Source organism: Methylocapsa sp. S129 (assembly GCF_009765995.1).
In the GTDB taxonomy this organism is placed as follows: Bacteria; Pseudomonadota; Alphaproteobacteria; order Rhizobiales; family Beijerinckiaceae; genus Roseiarcus.
Genome location: NZ_LMUI01000050.1, coordinates 1 through 17,494, shown reverse-complemented (window position 1 = coordinate 17,494; position 17,494 = coordinate 1). Strand labels below are relative to the sequence as shown.

Sequence of the window (17,494 nt, the reverse complement as noted above, 5' to 3'; positions counted from 1 at the left end):
CGTGAGCGCCGCCGGACCCATCGTCGCCGCTCCCGTCGCCATCTCCGATTGGGGCTTCCTATTCTACCGCATCCGCAAGAGCCCCCTGACGGTTTTGGGGATCTTGATGATTCTGACGGTGCTCGTTTTCGTGGCGTTCGCGCCCTGGCTCGCGACCCATGACCCAAATGCGATAAGCCTGAGAGCGCGTCTCGCTCCGCCTTCGGGCGCCCATTGGTTCGGCACCGACGAAGTTGGCCGCGACCTTTACAGCCGCGTCGTCTTTGGGGGGCGGCTTTCGGTCGGCGTCGGGTTCTTTGTCGTTGTTATCGCTGGCGGCGTCGGCGCCGTGGTCGGCTGCCTCTCCGGCATCTTGGGCGGCCGGGTCGATACAGTGCTGATGCGCATCATGGACGTTGTCCTCTCCGTGCCGTCGCTGGTCGTCACCATGGCGCTGGCGGCGGCGCTGGGTCCGAGTCTCTTCAACGCCATGCTCGCCATGGCGATCGTGCGCATCCCGTTCTATGTCCGGCTCGCCCGCGGCCAGGCGCTTGTCATCCGCGAAATGCCCTATGTGAAGGGCGCCTATATCTTTGGCGCTTCGAATTGGCAGGTTCTGCGCTGGCACGTCGCGCGCAACGCCATGCCGCCGCTTATCGTTCAGGCGACTCTCGATCTCGGCGGGGCCATCCTCATGGCTTCGGCGCTCTCCTTCATTGGCCTTGGCGCCCAGCAGCCGACGGCCGAATGGGGGGCGATGGTCTCCACCGGCCGCAACTTCATCCTGGACCAATGGTGGTATTCCGCCTTTCCCGGCTTCGCGATCCTGTTCACCGCGACGGGCTTTAACCTTCTCGGCGACGGCGTCCGCGACTTGCTCGATCCCAGACAGAAGGGGCGCTGACATGGCGGACCCATCGCGCGTCGTCCTCGAAATCCGCAATCTCACCCTACGGTTTCCGACTTACGGCGGCGCGGTTCATGCCGTGAACGGCGCTTCGATCCGCGTCGACGCAGGTGAGAGAGTCGGCATCGTCGGCGAGTCCGGCTCGGCCAAGTCCGTAACTTCCCTGATGGCCATGCGTCTCTTGCCCGAAGGCCGCTTCGAAGTGGCGGGTGGGTCGGTCGCGCTTTGCGGGCGCGACATTCTCGCAGCGAGCGAAAAAGAGATGGTCAATATCCGCGGCCGCGACGTTGCGATGATCTTTCAGGAACCGTTGACGGCGCTCAACCCGACCAGACGGATCGGGCGACAGATGCTGGAAGTGATACGGCTCCATCGGGGTTTGTCCGGGCGCGCGGCGCGCGATCTGGCGATCCGGCTCCTCGGCGATATGCGTATCGCTGATCCCGAACAAGTGTTCGGGCGCTATCCCTTCGAACTCTCAGGCGGCATGCGCCAGCGCGTGTTGATCGGGCTCGCATTTTCCTGCGAGCCAAAGCTGATCGTCGCCGACGAGGCGACCACAGCGCTTGACGTGACGGTCCAACGTCAGGTTCTCCACCTTCTGCGCGCCAAGGCGAACTCACTCGGCACGGCGATTCTGTTCATCACCCACGATTTGGCGGTCGCCTCGCAGTTCTGCGATCGCCTCTATGTCATGTATGCCGGCGCCGTGGTCGAGGAGGGGCCAACCGCGGAAGTATTGGGCGCTCCAGCCCATCCCTATACGCAAGCGCTGCTCGACGCCTTGCCGGAGCGGGCCGCGCCGGGCGAGCGGCTGCGATCGATCGCCGGCTCGGTTCCCGATCTCACCGCAGAGCTTTCCGGCTGCGCCTTTGCGCCGCGCTGCGCGCAGGCCTCGGCGGTCTGCGAGAGGCGCCCGGCGCTCATCCCGACTGGTTCCGATGGCCATCGCGCCGCTTGCTGGCTTGCCGCGAAGGCCGTCCAATGACCCATTCGCCGCTCCTGGTCCTCGACGGCGTCAGCGTGCGCTTTCCCGTGGGCATGGATTGGCTCGGCCGTCCGATCGCTCATGTCCATGCGCTGAACGGCGTCGACATCGCTGTCGAGGCGGGTGAGGTTCTCGGCGTCGTCGGCGAATCGGGTTGCGGCAAGTCGACCCTCGCCAACGTACTGACCCGTCTTGTGAAGCCGACAGCAGGCAGCCTCGCATGGACCGTGGGCGCGCGCCAACGGCTCCAGATCGTGTTCCAGGATCCGCAGTCTTCCCTCGATCCGCGCCTGCCGGTCTGGCGCATCATCACCGAGCCTGTGTTCCTGCGCGAACATCGAACGGTCGCCGATCTGAAACGCCTTGCCGGCGACCTCGCCGAGCAGGTCGGGCTCCGGCGCGAACAGATCGGGCGCTATCCCCACGAATTCTCCGGCGGCCAGCGCCAGCGCATCGCCATCGCGCGCGCCTTGTCGGCGCAGCCGGATGTGATTGTGCTCGACGAGCCGACTTCCGCGCTCGACGTTTCGGTGCAGGCGCAGATCCTCAATCTTCTTGCCGACCTGCGCCGCGCGCGTGGTCTCACCTACATCCTGATTTCGCACAACATATCGGTGGTCCGGCATTTTTGCGACCGGATCGCCGTGATGTATCTCGGCCAGATCGTCGAGCTTGGACCTGCCGCGGACGTGCTCGCCCGTCCGGCGCATCCCTACACCAGGCTTCTGCTTGACGCCGTGCCCGAGATCGGCCGCTCGCTCGACGCGGGCCTCGCCATTGCCGACACGGAATTGCCGAGCAATCGGCGTCTGCCGGCCGGCTGCTTCTTCCGTGACCGCTGCCCCTTCGTCGTCGACGGCTGCGAACGGCCACAGTCGCTGGCGCCGTTCGCCGGCCTCACGGCCGATAATCATCTCGCCCGCTGCCACCGGGCGGCGGATCTTGTGGAGGACATAGTTTGAAGGTTTTCATCGCGGGATTCGATACGGAGACGAATACATTCGCACCGATCCCGACCGGCTATCAGAACTTCGCTGACGCGTTTCTCGCGCATGGCGATGCGACCCGGCGCCCGTCCAACTACTGCTCCAACCAGCTCATCATCTGGCGGCGGCGGGCCGAGGGGCGGGGTTGGGAAGTGGCGGAGAGCCTCTGTACCTACGCGGAACCCGGCGGGCGCATCGTCGCCGCCGCATATGAGCGGCTGCGCGACGAGTTGCTCGAGGATCTGCGCCGGGCGATGCCGGTGGACGTGGTCCTCCTGGCGCTGCACGGCGCCATGGCCGCGGAGGGCGTCGACGATTGCGAGGGCGACATCCTGGCGCGCGTGCGCGCGATCGTCGGCGATAGCGCGGCGGTGGGCGCGGAGCTTGACCTGCACTGCCATCTCACCGACGCCATGATCCGCTGCGCCACTGCTCTGGTCATCTACAAGGAGTACCCGCACACCGACATCGGCGACCGCGCGGAGGAACTGTTTACGCTGATCGCCGATGCCGCGGAGGGGCGCACTCATCCCGTGATGGCGACCTGGGATTGCCGGATGATCGGCGCATTCCGCACCACCGAACAGCCGTTGCGCGGCTTCGTGGATCGCATGTACGCGATGGAGGGTAAGGATGGCGTGCTATCGGTGTCGCTCGGCCACGGCTTTCCCTGGGCCGATGTGGCGGATGTCGGCATGAAGACGCTGGCGGTGGTGGACGGCGACGCCGGGCGAGCCGCGAGTGTCGCCCGGCGGCTGGGCGAGGAGATATTCGCCATGCGCGAGTCGATCCGCGCGAAATTTCTGAACATCGACGAGGCGTTGGATCGGGCGCTGGCGATCGAGGGCGGCCCCGTCGTCATCGCCGACACGGCGGACAACGCCGGCGGCGGCGCGCCGGGCGATTCCACCTTCGTCCTGCGCCGTATGCTCGAACGCGGCGTGACCGACGTCGTCAGTGGCTACTATTGGGATCCGGTCGCCGTCCGCTTCTGTGTGGATGCGGGCGTGGGCGCCACTTTCGCGTTGCGCATCGGCGGCAAGACCGGCAAGAGCTCCGGCGATCCGGTCGATCTCGTCGTCACTGTGCGCGGTCTCGCCGAGAACGTGATGCAGCGTTTTGGCGCGTCGCCGGCGCCCATGGGCTCGGCAGCCTGGGTTTCGGCGCAAGGCATCGACCTCGTATTGAATACGCACCGAACGCAGGTATTTCACCCCGAAGGGTTTGAGAAGACCGGCCTCGACCTGCGCAGCCGCAAGATCATCGTCGTGAAGTCGACGCAGCATTTCCACGCCGGCTTCGCTCCGATCTCGGCCGCGATCCTTTACGCGGCCGGTCCCGGCGCGCTTGGCCACGACGACACGCGCTACACCAAGCTCACTCGTCCGCTATGGCCGCTCACAGCCGATCCTTTCGCCGCTTGAGGCGAATTCGTTAGCTTGTCGGGCGATGTCATATTGACGGTTGTGGCGCAAACGTTGGAGGTCGAGCCAAGCAGGCGCCAGGAACTCGCCGCCGATCAAGCGGCAAGGACCGTATTTTGGTCCGCTGGCCGCGGCGATGTTCGCTGAGGATTTCGCGGGGCGTGCGACGTTCAGTCTTCGCTCTCGACGAGACTGCGGCTCGCCGAGTTTTTGACGGTCGCGAGTTGGCTCAATACGAGCGCCAGCGTGTCCTGGTCGACGTCGCTCATGAGCTCGCGCAGCCAGCCCTCGTGAGCGCTGGCCATTTCGGCGAAGGTTTCCCGGCCCTGTTTGGTCAATTTGGCGACGGTCACCCTGCGATCCCCGTCCAGAATCTCCCGCACAATCAGACCGTCGGCCTCGAGTCGGTCGGCGAGGCCGGTGATATTGCCGTTGGTGACCATGGTTCGACGCGACAATTCGCCGAGCCGAAGGCCGTCCCGCTCACGATAGAGCTGAGCCAGAATGTCGAATTGAGGCAAGGTCGCCTGAAATTCGATCCGCAGCCTTCGACGAATCTCCTGCGAAATCATCTTGGTGATGGACAGCATGCGCAACCATAGCCGCAATTGCAGCTTCTGACCGTCCCGCGCGCGGTCAACGATGATTTCGAGATCGACCGCCTGCGTCGCGAGATCGAGGGAATTGTCGCTCATGGCGCCCAACCGGGATGGAGACGGGCGAGGGCTATGAACGGCGATGTTTTGGATGTCCAAGAATCGCCAATCGCCGCCTCCCCTGTTTGCCGCTGCCGAGCGCGCAGACGCTTGAACCCTAAACTTTTTTGCGCCAAGATGAAAGTTCGTTGGACGTTGTTGGCCCTGGGCATTGGAAATAGGGTCGTCCGGCCTCACCGTGAATGTCGTCGCGCCGAGCCTGATCGCCGACACCGAATGTTTGAGAGCGTGATGTCGCCGCAATCCGAGCGCGCCCAAAAGCTCACACAGGCCATTCCCGTCGGTCGGCTTGGTCGCGGCTATGACGTGGCGCGGGCGGTGAAGTTTTTCGTTGCGCCTGAGGCGGGCTTTCTCATCGGCCAGGTACTCTATGTCTGCGGGCGCGCGGGCATCGGCTCGATCAGCCTCTAGGCGCCGGGAAGGGCGATCATGCGCATTTATTGGCAGAGCTTTGTCGATGAGGAGGCCAGCGCGCCCTATCTCGCGCGGCTATCGGCCTATCTCTCCCAAATCGCTGCGCCGGGCGTGACCATCGACGTGCGCGGCGGTCTATCGCCGTCCGTTCGCGACTTCGGCCGGCTCTCCGAGGCCCGCTGTTCGATGCGCGCGATCAGCAATGGCATCGACGCGGAGCGTGCGGGCTACGACGGATTCGTCCTTGGGCATTTTCAGGACCCCGGCCTCTACGAATTGCGCTCCGCGCTCACCATCCCCGTCATCGGCGTCGGCGAGTCGACATTGTTCGCCGCCGCGCAGCTCGGTCGCCGCATCGGCCTGGTGACGCTCGATCCGGTGTTCGAGGTCTGGCACTACGAACAAGCCGACCGCTACGGGCTCGGCGGACGGATCACCCATGTCAAGGGGCTGAGCTTCGTTCCAGAGGATTTCAACGCCGCCTTCGACGGGGATGTCGAAGCCAAGAACCGCCTGCTTCGTCGGTTCGCCGAATGCGCGGAGCCGATGGTCGCGTCGGGCGCTGACGTTATCGTGCCGGCGGGCGTCTTGCCGGGATTGCTCGTCGCGAGCGAGCGTTCCTATCGCATCGGACACGCCCCCGTGGTCAATTGCGCTTCGATTGCGCTGAAGAGCGCGGAAATGTGGATGCAGATTCGCGCGCTCGATGGGATCGAGCCCAGCCGCGGCCCGAGTTTCGCGCTGGCGCCCGAGCGCGCGAAGGCGGACTTTCAGGCCATGTTGGCGCCGATAAAGCCGACCTCTGCGCGCTAAACGCCCGAAACATGGCCCAGATAGGTCTCTATGAGTTTGGGGTCGCGCAGTAAGGCGTCAGCCGGTCCCGATCCCGCGATCTCGCCGGTCTCCAGGATATAGCCGAAATCAGCCGTCTCCAGCGCTGCGCGAGCGTTCTGCTCGACCAGTAGGATGGAGACGCCGGTTTGCCGCAGCGACGCGATGACCTTGAATATCTCGCGCACGATCAGCGGCGCCAGACCGAGGCTCGGCTCGTCTAGCATGAGCAGGCGCGGCCTCATCATCAGCGCGCGTCCCAGCGCGAGCATTTGGCGCTCGCCGCCCGACAAGGTTCCCGCCGACTGACGCCGCCGCTCGGCGAGGCGAGGAAAGCGCGCAAGGACGCCCTGCAAATCCACGGCGACGTCGCGATCCCGGCGGCTGAAGGCGCCCAATCGCAGATTGTCCCAGACCGACATTTCCGAGAACAGCTCGCGCTTCTCGGGCACGAGGCAAAGGCCGCGCTCGACCCGCTCTTCTGTCCCGAACCGCGAGAGGTCGGCGCCATCGAAGATCATGCGCCCGCTGAAGGGCAGCAGCCCCATCGCCGCCATCAGCAGTGTCGTCTTGCCCGCGCCATTGGGGCCGATGACGGTGACGATCCGCCCGCCCGGCACGCTGAGCGAGACGTCGCGCACCGCCTCGGCTTTGCCGTAGCAAACCCCGACGCCCTCGATCTCGAGTAGCGAGCTCACGCGACGCCTCCGAGATAAGCCTCTTGCACGCGCGGGTCGTCGCGAACCTGCGCGGGCGCGCCTTCGCTGAGTTTGGCGCCAAATTCCATCACGACGACGCGATCGGCGAGGTTCATGACGAAGTCCATGTCGTGCTCGACGAGGAGAATCGTCAGTCGCTCCGCGCGCAGAGAACGCATGAGTTCCGCGAGCGCCTGCTTTTCCTGGCGGCGCAATCCGGCGGCGGGTTCGTCCAGCACGAGAAGAATCGGATCCGCGATCAACGCGCGGGCGATTTCGAGCAAGCGCTGCTCGCCGAGCGGCAGGTTTCCCGCGAGATCGAAGGCGCGCTCCGCGAGGCCGACGCGCTCGAGTTGGCGTAAGGCTTCATAGCGCACGCGGGCCTCCTCGGCGCGGTTGAGCCGGAGCGCGCCGGCGAGGACGCCGGACGATAGCCGGCCGTAGGCGCCCAGCAGCACGTTGTCGAGCACCGTCATCTGCGGCCGGAGCTTCACATGTTGGAAAGTTCGCGCGACGCCGGCGCGCGCGATCCGACATTGGCTGATCGAGCGGACTTCTCGTCCGTTGAAGATGATAGAGCCGGAGGTGAGGCGGAGCGCGCCGGTCAGAAGGTTGAACATCGTGCTTTTGCCGGCCCCATTTGGGCCGATGAGCGCGACGATTTCGCCTGCCGCGACATCGAAGCTGAGTTGGTTGACAGCGATCAGCCCTTTGAACCGCCGTTCGGCGTTGCGTACCTGAAGCAGCGGTGCGCCGGGCGTCGGTTGAGATCGTTGTGCGAGCGGCGGCGCCGGCGCGGGAGAGATGGGTTTGGCTTTGGGCAGTCTTTTGGCGATGAAGGGCGTCACGCCGTCGCGCGCGCGCTGCAAGAAGATGATGAAGAGAACCGAGAACACGACGATCTCCAATTGGCCCGACAGACCCTTGGCGAGCAACGGCAGATAGTCCTGAATGGAATTTTTGAGAATCGAAATGAGCGCGGCGCCGACAACGCCCCCGATCGGACTTGCCGCGCCGCCCACCATCGCCATCATCAAATATTCGATGCCCATGCCGACATCGAACGGCGAAGGGCTGACATATCGGCTCAGATGCGCATAGAGCCAACCTGACAGAGCCGAGAGGAAGGCGGCAATAACGAACAGGGTCAGCCGGACGCGGAAAGCGTCGACGCCAAGACTCTCGACCAGAAGATTGCCCCCGCGCAGGGCGCGCATCGCCCGTCCCGCACGCGAGTCCAGCAGATTATGGGTGAGGCAGACGGCGGCGATTACGAACGCCCAGATCAGATAATAGATCTGGCCGCTACCTATAAGCGCGAGCGATCCCACGCGAATGGGCGGTATATCCGCGATGCCGGTGAAATGGCCGAGTCCGTCGATATTGCCAAAACAGAAGCCGATCGCGAGGCCCCAGGCGAGCGTGCTCAAGGAGAGGAAATGACCTTTGAGACGCAGCGTCACGGCGCCCAGCACGGCGGCGACAGCGCAAGTCAAGAGGATCGCGAACGCCAGGCCGAGCCAGGGCGATTGTCCCTCGACCGTGGTCAACCAGGCGGTCGAATAGGCGCCGATGCCGACGAACGCGGCCTGCCCAAACGAAACGAGGCCGCCGACGCCGGTCAGCAGAGTAAGGCCGATAGCGACGAGGGCGTAGATGCCGATGAAGTTCAACAGCGTCACGTCGAACGCGGATACGAAATGGGGCGCGGTCAGGATCCCGAGAATGGCGAGGACGGCCGCTATCCTCATCGGGAGCGCGCTCATTCCTCGATGTCTTCCTCTTGGGAGACCGAGGCGACCGAGCGCCAGAGCAGAACCGGAATCAGCAGGGCGAACACAATGACGTCCTTGAATGAGCTGCTCTGAAAGGAGGCGAAGCTCTCGAGCATTCCGACGAAAACCGCCCCGATCGCCGCGCCGGGATAGCTGATCAATCCGCCGATGATCGCGCCAACGAACGCCTTCAGACCGATAAGAAACCCGGAATCATAGAAAATCGTATTGACAGGCGCGATGAGAATGCCGGAGACGCCGGCCATCAGAGATCCCAGGAGATAGGCGATCGCGCCCGATCTTTCGGGCCGAATGCCCATCAGGCGCGCGCCCGTTCGGTTGACCGCGGTCGCGTGTAGCGCCTTGCCGGTCAAAGTGAAATCGAACAGCAGATAGAGCAGGGCGCTGAACACGATCGCGGCGATGACGATCAACGCCGTCTGACCGGAAACCGACAGGCCCGCTATCTCAAACGAGGCGTCGGTGAACGGATCGGTGCGAACGCCTTCGGGGCCAAAGAACAACAGGCCCAGGCCTACCAGCGCGAAATGCAGCGCCACCGCGACAATTAAAAGCAGCAGCACCGTCGCGTCGGCGATGGGGCGAAATACGATGCGGTCTAGCAGCGGGGCGATCGGCAGGACGAGCAGCAAGGCTATGGCGACGCGCGCTGGCATCGGCGGATCGTAGGCTAAGCCGATGCGAGCGCTCGCCACCGCTAATACGGGCAGCAAAAGATAGAACCCAATCGCACGCGGCGCGGCGCGCCAACGTCCACGGCGACCCAACGAAACGAGTTCCATCAGAGTCGCAATGGCTGCCAGCGCGAGAACAAGTCCCGCCGTGCCGGGCAGCCGTTTCTCATTGATGGCCGCCAGGGTCAAAGCGGCGAATGCCGAAATATCGCCGAACGGCACGAAGATGACGCGCGTCACCGTGAAGATAAGCACCAGTCCAATCGCCACGAGGACATAAATGGCGCCATTGGCGATTCCGTCGACGGCGAGAATCGCCGCGATGTCAGGCGTCATCGGCCCGATATCTCCCGTCCCACCGGCGCCGCCGCGACGATCATCACGGCGCGTATTTCCACTTTCCGTCCACTAACTGCATCAGCACGAGCGAACGTTCGTCCACGCCGTAACTTGAATCCGGGGTGAAATTATAAAGGCCCTGCGTGCCAGCGAGGTCCTTGACCGAGAACAGCGCTTTGCGCAAGGCGTCGTGAAATTCGGGCGTGCCCGGCTGGGCCCTCGCTTTGGCGCGCGCGGCGGCGTCGGCGAATATGAGCCATGCATCAAAGGCGTAGGGGGCGAAGCTGTCGGTGCTCGGAACGCCATTCGCCTTCAAATGCGCTTCGCGAAACGCAAGCGAAATCTTTTTGGCGTAGTGCGAATCGGGCAATTGATCCGCGACGATGACAGGACCGCCCGAGGCCAGTATCCCCTCGACCGCCTTGCCGCCGACGCGGATGAAATCGGCGTTGACGATCGCCGGCGTGCCATAGATCTTGCCCTTGAACCCTCGTTCAGACAGCGTCAGCAGCGGCAGCGCGCCTTGCGTTCCCGAGCCGCCGATCAGAACGGCTTCCGGCTGCGTCGCCATGATCTTCAAGATCTGCGCCGTAACCGTCGTGTCGGTGCGCGCATATCGCTCGTTGGTGATGATCTGGAGGCCGCCTTCTTTCTCCGCCGCCTTCGCGCCGTTGTAGACGAAGTCCCCCCACGCCTCGGAATAACCGATATAGGCGAGCCTCTTCACCCCATCTTGCGTGATGCGGTCGGTGACGACCTTGACCATCAGCGGCGGCGGCTGGGTGACCGCGAGCGTCCAGCGCTCTCCATTCTCGGCCGCCGGCGGTTTGATTGGCGAGAGCGCGATGAACGGCACTTTCAGTTCATTGGCGACCGTGGCCATCGCCATCGACGAAGTGGACGTCGCGGTGCCGATCAGTATGTCGACTTTGTCTTCCTCTATGAGCTTGCGTGTGTCGCGCGTTGCGGCTGAGGGATCAGACCCGTCGTCGAGTTGAATCAGCGTGATCGCTTCCCCATCGATATCGCCCTTGTATTCCTTGGCCGCCGCGATTCCGTGGCCGTAGGGTACGCCGATCGTCGCCGCCGGACCACTCAACGAAGTGATGAAGCCGACCTTGTATTCCGCCGAGGCGGGAGTAACCGCCGCTGCGATCAGCGCGGCCGACAGGCTGATTATCCATCGTGCGCGCGTACCGCTCATGAGAGTTCTCTCTTCGTGTTCGTTTGGGCTGCCGCTGCGTTGTTGAGGGCGGACGCTTGCGCGCCGGACCGGGCCTTGCGATCATCTGCGGGACCACGGCGCTGCAACACGGACCTCGCTATAAGACGGCTAATTATTTGAAAGCTAAAATATCTATGAGCGACATGTCAACCGCCGATCTCGACGAGGGGCCGCAGCCGCCGCGTGGCCATAACGAAATGAGTTGCGCGTCGTGAGTAGGGCGGAAAAGCCGAGGAATCCGTTCGCATCTCATCCATGACGGGCGAGGCCAGCGCGGCTACGAGCGCATCGGATGAATCGAACACGACTTTGTTACGCTGCATCGAGGTCCCTCGCGCGCACGGCAGATTGGCGCCCGTCTCCGGCGCGGGACGGAAAGTCGCCACCTCGCGGATGTTGGGAAATCGCGTCATGATCGGCGGGTGGTGCGCGTCGTAATGGTCGAGCCAAGCCTCCAGATTGTCGGCAGTTCCGGGATAGTCGACGAGAAATGTGCAGGGTAGGGCGTTCGGCGCCAACCTGAAGGTCGGATCGGGCGTGGCGAAGCGGCGCCCGATCATGCGTTGACATGCGACGGCGGCAGTGGCGAGGCTGGGCAACGCGCCGGGGCGAAGGATTTGTGCGAGAGGGCCCGCGCCCGTAAGCGCCGCGTCCAGATCTTGCGCCGTCGCGAAGTCGAGTTGCAGAACCAGGGGCGGACCGCGACCATCTCTTGCGAAGGGTTGCGCGCCTGTCGCTAGGGGCGTGAACGCCAAGCCGTCTTGCAATCCGGACAACGTCTGAACGACGCTGGTCACGCTTTGCAAATCGGCGTCGGAGAGTTGAGCTTCGGCGTCGCGATAGACGATAAACAGCGTCGGAATCATGCGCGTTTGACCGCTCCGCGTTTCCGCCGGATCGTATTGACCCTCGCTGGATTCGGACCATAATGCTTTAAGCTCATAATATTTGCAACGGACGCCGCTCGTGACTTCATCTCCTATCGAGGCCGGCTCCGCGTCGCTCTCAGCCGACGATGCGCTCACGCGTTTTGCGAGCGACTTCGGGCCGGCGGAGCGAACTCTACCCGTTATGCTCTCCCGCCAAGCGGAGCGTTTCGGCGACAGATGGCTGTTCCGATCCACCGATGCAGCCTGGACGTTTCGCCAAACGCGCGACGTTGCGGCGGGGATGGCCGCGCGGCTGACTCAGGCCGGTTTGCAGCCAGGCGACCGGGTCGCGATTTTGTGCGGCAATGGCTCGGCGCTGATGCGGACCTATCTTGGCTGCGCTTGGGCCGGGATCATCGCCGTGCCCATCAACACGGCCTCGCGCGGCGCGCAACTCGAGCATATTTTGAAAAATTGCGGCGCGCGCGTTGCCGTCGTCGACGCGGAATTCCTCGCCGCGGTTCTGGCGACGCAGCGCTCGGGCGCGCCGCTCGATCGGCTGTGGATCGTCGGCGAAACAGCGCTTGAGATTCCACCCGCCTATGTCGCCGCGCCGCTGCCTCAGCCCGGCGAACCCGCGCAGCCGCATCCCTCTCGGCCAGGCGACACGGTCGCCATTCTCTATACTTCAGGAACGACAGGGCCTTCCAAGGGCGTCTGTTGCCCGCAAGCGCAGTATTTCTGGTGGGCCGCGCATACGGCCGCTTTGCTGGGTCTGGGGACAGACGAGATTTTGCTGACGACGCTGCCGCTGTTCCACACCAACGCGCTCAACTCGTTCTATCAGGCGGTTCTGACGGGATCGACGCTGGTCGTCGAAAAGCGATTTTCGGTTTCCGATTTCCTGGCCTCGCTCAATCGACATCGGGCAACGGCGACGTTCCTGTTGGGGGCGATGGTCCCCATGCTGCTCTCGCGTCCACCCTCCAACGACGAGCGCCGCCACGGCGTGCGGGTCGCTTTGGCGCCGGGCGTTCCCGCGGAGCATCACGCGGCGTTTACGCGTCGCTTCGGCATCGCGATCATCGACGGATATGGTTCGACCGAGACTAATTTCGTCATCGGCGACATGCCCGGCGATCAGCGGCCGGGAACCATGGGCCGGCTGCGCGCCGGGTTCGAGGCGGCCGTGCTCGACGCTGAGGACAATCCGTTGCCCGATGGCGAGACGGGAGAATTGGCCCTGCGCCCCGACGAGCCGTTCTCCTTCGCCACCGGCTATTTCGCGATGCCCGACAAGACCGTCGAGGCCTGGCGGAACTTCTGGTTCCACACCGGCGACCGGGTCATCCGCGAGGCGGATGGCCGATTTCGCTTTCTCGATCGCATGAAGGACGCCATTCGCAGGCGGGGAGAGAACATTTCGTCCTACGAGGTCGAGCAGGTGATTGTCGGCCATCCCGCCGTCGCCAACGCCGCGGTGTTCCCGGTGCGCTCTGAGCTCGCCGAGGACGAGGTGATGGCGGCCGTGATCTTGCAGCCGGGCGCCGCCCTCGCGCCAGTAGAGTTGCTCGACTTTTGTGCGCCGCGCATGCCCTATTTCTCGGTGCCGCGCTTTCTCGATTTTGTTGAGATCTTGCCGACCACGGAGAGCGGCAAGGTGCAGAAATTTCGCCTAAGGGAGCGCGGCGTCACCGCCACGACCTTCGACAGCGTCGCGATCGGCTATAAGGTCGCGCGCTGATGGCGGTCCATTCGCGGCGCCAGCCCTATGATGGCGTCGTATTGTGCGCGCCCGTGACCGTGCCCTACGAACGCTATTCGCTGCACGCCGCGCCTTGGTGGATCGGAACGGCGCTGCGCGAACTCATTCGCGTCTCGGGCGTCGGCAAGGACGAGATCGATGGCTTCTGCGTCTCGAGCTTTACCTTGGGCCCTGACAGCGCGGTCGGGCTCACGCAACATTTCGGCCTCAAGCCGCGTTGGCTCGATCATATTCCCATGGGCGGGGCGTCCGGAATCGTCGCACTGCGGCGCGCGGCGCGCGCTGTCCAGTCCGGTGACGCATCGGTCGTGGCGGTGGTCGCCGGCGACGCCAATTGCGTGACGTCGTTTCAGGACATGCTGCCGGCGTTCAGTCGTTTCGCGCAGGACGCGAGCTATCCCTATGGATCGGGGGGGCCGAACGCGAGCTTTGCGCTGATCACCGATCATTACATGCGCAAGTTCGGAGCCAAACGCGAGGATTTCGGCGCGATATGTGTGGCTCAACGTTTTAACGCGCTATCCAATCCCAATGCGCTGATGAAGAAACCGTTGACCCTGGAGCAATATATGGCGGGACGGCCGATTTCCGATCCCGTGTCTTTGTTTGATTGCGTGATGCCCTGCGCCGGCGCCGAAGCGTTTCTGGTGATGCGCGAGGAAGACGCGCTCGCTGCACGCTTGCCGCACGCGCGTCTGCTCTCAACCATAGAGCGGCACAACGCCTTCGCCGACGACATCGTTCAATATCGCGGCGGTTGGGCGCTCGATGTCGATGAAATGTGGACGATGGCGAGTCTGAAGCCCGACGACATCGACGTGCTCGAAACCTACGACGACTATCCCGTCATCGTGATGATGCAGTTCGAGGATCTGGGCTTCTGCGCCAAGGGCGAGGGCCCTGCCTTCGTGCGCCAACACGATCTGACGGTCGGTGGCGCGTTTCCGCAGAACACGAGCGGAGGCCAGCTCTCAACGGGGCAAGCCGGCGCCGCCGGCGGCCATCTCGGAATCGTCGAAGCTCTGCGGCAGGTCACCGGGCTAACGCTGGGCGCGGCCGTGTTGAATGCGCGCCGCGCCGTCGTCAGCGGGTTCGGCATGATCAACTATGATCGGGGGCTCTGCTCGGGCGCCGCCATTATCGAAGGCGTTAGGGCATGACGCGGCCGCTCGACCCGCCCGAAAAAAAGAATCCGCTGGTCCCCTCGCGGGCGCCGACGCCGCTACCGTCGGCGCGCAGCCGCGCCGCGCTAGGGCTCGCGGTCGGCGCCGCGGAAGGGCGCTTCCGTTTGCAAATTTGTGAAGATTGTGGCGCGGTGCAATATCCGCCGCGCGACCTCTGCGGCGGATGCCTCTCTGGCGCGCTCAAATGGCGCGAGGTCGCGCGAGGCGGAACCGTCAATGCGATCACGGTCACGCGGATCTCCAGCGAGCCCTACTTCCGCGACCGCCAGCCATGGCGCACGGGCTTGGTGGAAATCGACGCGGGCGTGCGTATCGTCGCGCATCTGCATGGCGATTGCAGCTCCGGCGATCGCGTGACGTTGGATTTGAAGCTAGATCCCGCCGGGCGTGGCGCGATATTCGCGATGCCTGAGCGGCCCACGCCACATCAAGAGGACGATCCGGAATTGCGCGCTTTCACCGCAGATCCCAAATTCCGCAATGCGCTTATCGTCGACGGCCGCGCCTCGACCGCCGCCAGTCTAGTCCAGGCGTTCCTTGACGCGGGCGCCGCGCGCGTCCTCGTTGGCGTCGCCGAAACATGGAAACCGCATGCAAATCCGGGCGGCCAAGCCGCCGTCGAAATCATGCCCTTGGACGTGACCAATCCCCAATCCGTCGCCGATCTCGCTGGTCGCCTCGGCGATAAAGTCGACATCCTCGTCAACAATTCGGACTATTTCCGACCCGGCGGCTTGATTGACGGACAGGACGCGGCGAAGGCGCGCATGACTTTCGAGACCCATTGCCTGGGCGCGATGCGTCTCGCCGCCGCCTTCGGTCCGGTGATGCGCGGGCGGGCCGCCGAGACGGGCCGCGCCGCCGCCGCCTTCGTCAACATCATTTCCGCCTGGAGCCTATCAGGCGCTCCGGAATATGGCGCCTACGCCGCGTCGCAGGCCGCGCTGCGCAGTCTCTCGCACGGGCTGCGCGCTCAGATGCGGCCAAGCGGACTGAAGGTCGTCGATGTGCTGACAGGACCGATCGACGACGAGTGGCGCCAGACAATCAGGCCGCCGAAAGTTGCGCCGACGGCTTTGGCGACCGCGCTGATCGCGGCTTTGCGGGAGGGCCGCGAGGAGGTTGTCGTCGGCGAGATCGCTAAGGAAATATACGCCAAATGGGCGGAGGACCCCCGCCTGTCCTATCAGGAGACCTTGTGATGACCGCCGGCGATTTGCCCGGCATCGCGGCGATTGCCGCTGCGCTCGCTGATCGGCGTTTGCGGATCGTCGATCTCACGTTGACCCTGGACCCCGATTTTCCCACAATTGTCTTGCCGCCGGAGCTAGGTCCGTCCGCGCCGTTCCGTATCGAGGAGATCAGTCGCTACGACCATCGCGGTCCCGCCTGGTATTGGAACAACATTTCCATGGGTGAGCATACCGGCACGCATTTTGACGCACCGGCGCATTGGGTGACCGGACGCGATCTGGCCAAAGGAACTGTGGACGCGATCGACCCGCAAAATTTCATCGCGCCCGCCTGCGTGATTGATGGCTCGGCGCAAGCCGCCGTGAATGCGGACTTTCTGCTCGAGATCGAAGACATAGAGACTTGGGAGGCCGCGAATGGGCCAATTCCCGCCGGCTCCTGGGTTCTCATGCGGACGGATTGGTCGAAGCGCTCCCCAGAGCTTTACGCTAACCTGCGCGCGGATGGCGCCCACACGCCAGGGCCGTCCGCCGAGGCGATCCGATTTCTGGTGGAGCGTCGCGGCATCCTCGGTTTCGGAGCGGAGACCATCGGCACTGACGCGGGACAAGCCCATAATTTCTTGCCGCCCTATCCCGCCCATTCGTTTCTGCATGGCGCCGGCCGCTATGGCCTTCAATGCCTGACCAACCTCGACCTACTTCCGCCCACCGGAGCGCTGCTGATCGCCGCGCCGCTCAAGATCGTGCGCGGGTCGGGAAGTCCGTTGCGAGCACTGGCGATCGTCCCATCGGTATGAGGCGTTCGTCCCCACCGTGCCGGGGCTAAATCTTCGGGCGCTGCCGTAGCCGCGGGGCCTGTGGTGCAAGCGTTGAAAATCAGCGCAATTAGGCGCTCGGGAACTTAACGCAGATTATGCAACGCGAACTGCGTACCAAATGTCAGACGCGATTTGTCTCGGACGCCAAGCTTCCCGAATCCAAACTGACCCTTCCTAATCCGATGCATGGGTTTGATGCTGGCAATCGTTGTTGCAGCTCTCCGGGCCATCCCGGGTTTTTATTGCCGTCCTATCATGACAGTGAGCAATGCTCCCACTGCATGACGGATTCAACGATTTTGGGAATGATGCAATTATGTCGATTGCGGGCGCGCATTGCTGGGGAACCCCCGCGTGTTGCTGATGGACGAACCTTCGGAGGGCCCCGCTCTCATCGTCGTCGAGCAAATGGCGCATGCGATGCGCGCGCGGGTCGACGACGGCTCATTGGCGATCCTTCTGGTCGAGCAGCGAATCGACGTCGCGCTCGATCTCGCCACGCGCTACCTCATCATGGATCGCGCCCGAGTCGGCCATAGCGGCTCCACTGCCGATTTGCGGATGGCGCGAGAACAACTGCCCCAAATGATAGGTTTGGTCGTTTAGTGTCCGTCTCGAAACTTCTCGATTCGAATGAATCGGTTATGATTCCTGTTGGGGGCAGCCTGATTCGAGGAGCTGCCGA

General features: G+C 64.0%; 17 protein-coding genes. 11 read left to right on the top strand and 6 right to left on the bottom strand.

Features of this window, described 5'->3' with window-relative positions; translation table 11 throughout:
• Position 1 precedes the first annotated feature (1 nt).
• Genes ddpC through GSQ90_RS27785 form a run of 4 tightly spaced genes read left to right on the top strand, consistent with a single transcriptional unit; the run spans position 2 to position 4,284 of the window.
• Positions 2-883 (top strand): D,D-dipeptide ABC transporter permease, encoded by an 882-nt coding sequence (gene ddpC / locus GSQ90_RS27800; RefSeq protein ID WP_158818239.1) that lies wholly within the window; start codon positions 2-4, stop codon positions 881-883.
• A gap of 1 nt (position 884) precedes the next feature.
• Positions 885-1,874, top strand: a complete 990-nt coding sequence (locus GSQ90_RS27795) for an ABC transporter ATP-binding protein (protein ID WP_158818238.1) — start codon at positions 885-887, stop codon at positions 1,872-1,874.
• Positions 1,871-2,836 (top strand): ABC transporter ATP-binding protein, encoded by a 966-nt coding sequence (locus GSQ90_RS27790; protein ID WP_158818237.1) that lies wholly within the window; start codon positions 1,871-1,873, stop codon positions 2,834-2,836. The genes GSQ90_RS27795 and GSQ90_RS27790 overlap by 4 nt, the downstream gene beginning before the upstream one ends.
• Entirely contained in the window at positions 2,833-4,284 is a 1,452-nt protein-coding gene (locus GSQ90_RS27785; RefSeq protein WP_158818236.1) for a M81 family metallopeptidase, read from the top strand. Before GSQ90_RS27790 ends, GSQ90_RS27785 begins: the two co-directional genes overlap by 4 nt.
• Positions 4,285-4,454: 170 nt before the next feature.
• Here GSQ90_RS27785 and GSQ90_RS27780 read toward each other — a convergent pair whose 3' ends face one another.
• Positions 4,455-4,979, bottom strand: coding sequence for a MarR family winged helix-turn-helix transcriptional regulator (locus tag GSQ90_RS27780; protein ID WP_158818235.1), 525 nt, complete (start codon positions 4,977-4,979; stop codon positions 4,455-4,457).
• Between the two features lie 252 nt (positions 4,980-5,231).
• Here GSQ90_RS27780 and GSQ90_RS27775 point away from each other — a divergent pair, with 252 nt between their 5' ends.
• Together GSQ90_RS27775 and GSQ90_RS27770 are read left to right on the top strand one after the other, a co-directional pair.
• Positions 5,232-5,411, top strand: coding sequence for a hypothetical protein (locus GSQ90_RS27775; protein WP_158818234.1), 180 nt, complete (start codon positions 5,232-5,234; stop codon positions 5,409-5,411).
• 18 nt (positions 5,412-5,429) lie between these two features.
• On the top strand, positions 5,430-6,227 hold the full coding sequence (locus tag GSQ90_RS27770; RefSeq protein WP_158818233.1) for an aspartate/glutamate racemase family protein: 798 nt from the start codon (positions 5,430-5,432) through the stop codon (positions 6,225-6,227).
• Here the strand turns inward: GSQ90_RS27770 and GSQ90_RS27765 are convergent.
• From GSQ90_RS27765 to GSQ90_RS27745, 5 genes are all read right to left on the bottom strand, one after another.
• Positions 6,224-6,943, bottom strand: a complete 720-nt coding sequence (locus GSQ90_RS27765; protein ID WP_158818232.1) for an ABC transporter ATP-binding protein — start codon at positions 6,941-6,943, stop codon at positions 6,224-6,226. The genes GSQ90_RS27770 and GSQ90_RS27765 overlap by 4 nt on opposite strands.
• Complete coding sequence (locus tag GSQ90_RS27760) at positions 6,940-8,709, bottom strand: ATP-binding cassette domain-containing protein (protein ID WP_158818231.1); 1,770 nt, start codon at positions 8,707-8,709, stop codon at positions 6,940-6,942. The genes GSQ90_RS27765 and GSQ90_RS27760 overlap by 4 nt, the downstream gene beginning before the upstream one ends.
• Positions 8,706-9,749: a branched-chain amino acid ABC transporter permease gene (locus GSQ90_RS27755; protein ID WP_158818230.1), complete on the bottom strand. Its 1,044-nt coding sequence runs from the start codon at positions 9,747-9,749 to the stop codon at positions 8,706-8,708. The genes GSQ90_RS27760 and GSQ90_RS27755 overlap by 4 nt, the downstream gene beginning before the upstream one ends.
• A gap of 43 nt (positions 9,750-9,792) precedes the next feature.
• Positions 9,793-10,956 carry an ABC transporter substrate-binding protein gene (locus tag GSQ90_RS27750; RefSeq protein ID WP_158818229.1) on the bottom strand — a complete coding sequence of 388 codons (1,164 nt, stop codon included), beginning with the start codon at positions 10,954-10,956 and terminating at the stop codon, positions 9,793-9,795.
• A gap of 167 nt (positions 10,957-11,123) precedes the next feature.
• A complete protein-coding gene (locus tag GSQ90_RS27745) occupies positions 11,124-11,843 on the bottom strand; it encodes a hypothetical protein (protein WP_158818228.1) in 720 nt (239 codons plus the stop codon).
• 100 nt (positions 11,844-11,943) lie between these two features.
• On the opposite strand from GSQ90_RS27745, the gene GSQ90_RS27740 reads away from it, so the two are divergent.
• The 5 genes from GSQ90_RS27740 (at position 11,944) to GSQ90_RS27720 (ending at position 17,415) form a co-directional block, all read left to right on the top strand.
• The gene (locus GSQ90_RS27740) at positions 11,944-13,590 is read left to right on the top strand and encodes an ATP-dependent acyl-CoA ligase (RefSeq protein WP_246731814.1); all 1,647 of its coding nucleotides are present in this window, start codon (positions 11,944-11,946) and stop codon (positions 13,588-13,590) included.
• Positions 13,590-14,771, top strand: a complete 1,182-nt coding sequence (locus GSQ90_RS27735) for a thiolase family protein (RefSeq protein ID WP_158818227.1) — start codon at positions 13,590-13,592, stop codon at positions 14,769-14,771. The genes GSQ90_RS27740 and GSQ90_RS27735 overlap by 1 nt, the downstream gene beginning before the upstream one ends.
• Complete coding sequence (locus GSQ90_RS27730) at positions 14,768-15,997, top strand: SDR family oxidoreductase (protein ID WP_158818226.1); 1,230 nt, start codon at positions 14,768-14,770, stop codon at positions 15,995-15,997. The genes GSQ90_RS27735 and GSQ90_RS27730 overlap by 4 nt, the downstream gene beginning before the upstream one ends.
• Positions 15,997-16,788, top strand: a complete 792-nt coding sequence (locus GSQ90_RS27725; protein WP_158818225.1) for a cyclase family protein — start codon at positions 15,997-15,999, stop codon at positions 16,786-16,788. Before GSQ90_RS27730 ends, GSQ90_RS27725 begins: the two co-directional genes overlap by 1 nt.
• A 375-nt stretch (positions 16,789-17,163) precedes the next feature.
• Positions 17,164-17,415, top strand: a complete 252-nt coding sequence (locus GSQ90_RS27720; protein WP_158818224.1) for a hypothetical protein — start codon at positions 17,164-17,166, stop codon at positions 17,413-17,415.
• Positions 17,416-17,494 lie beyond the last annotated feature (79 nt).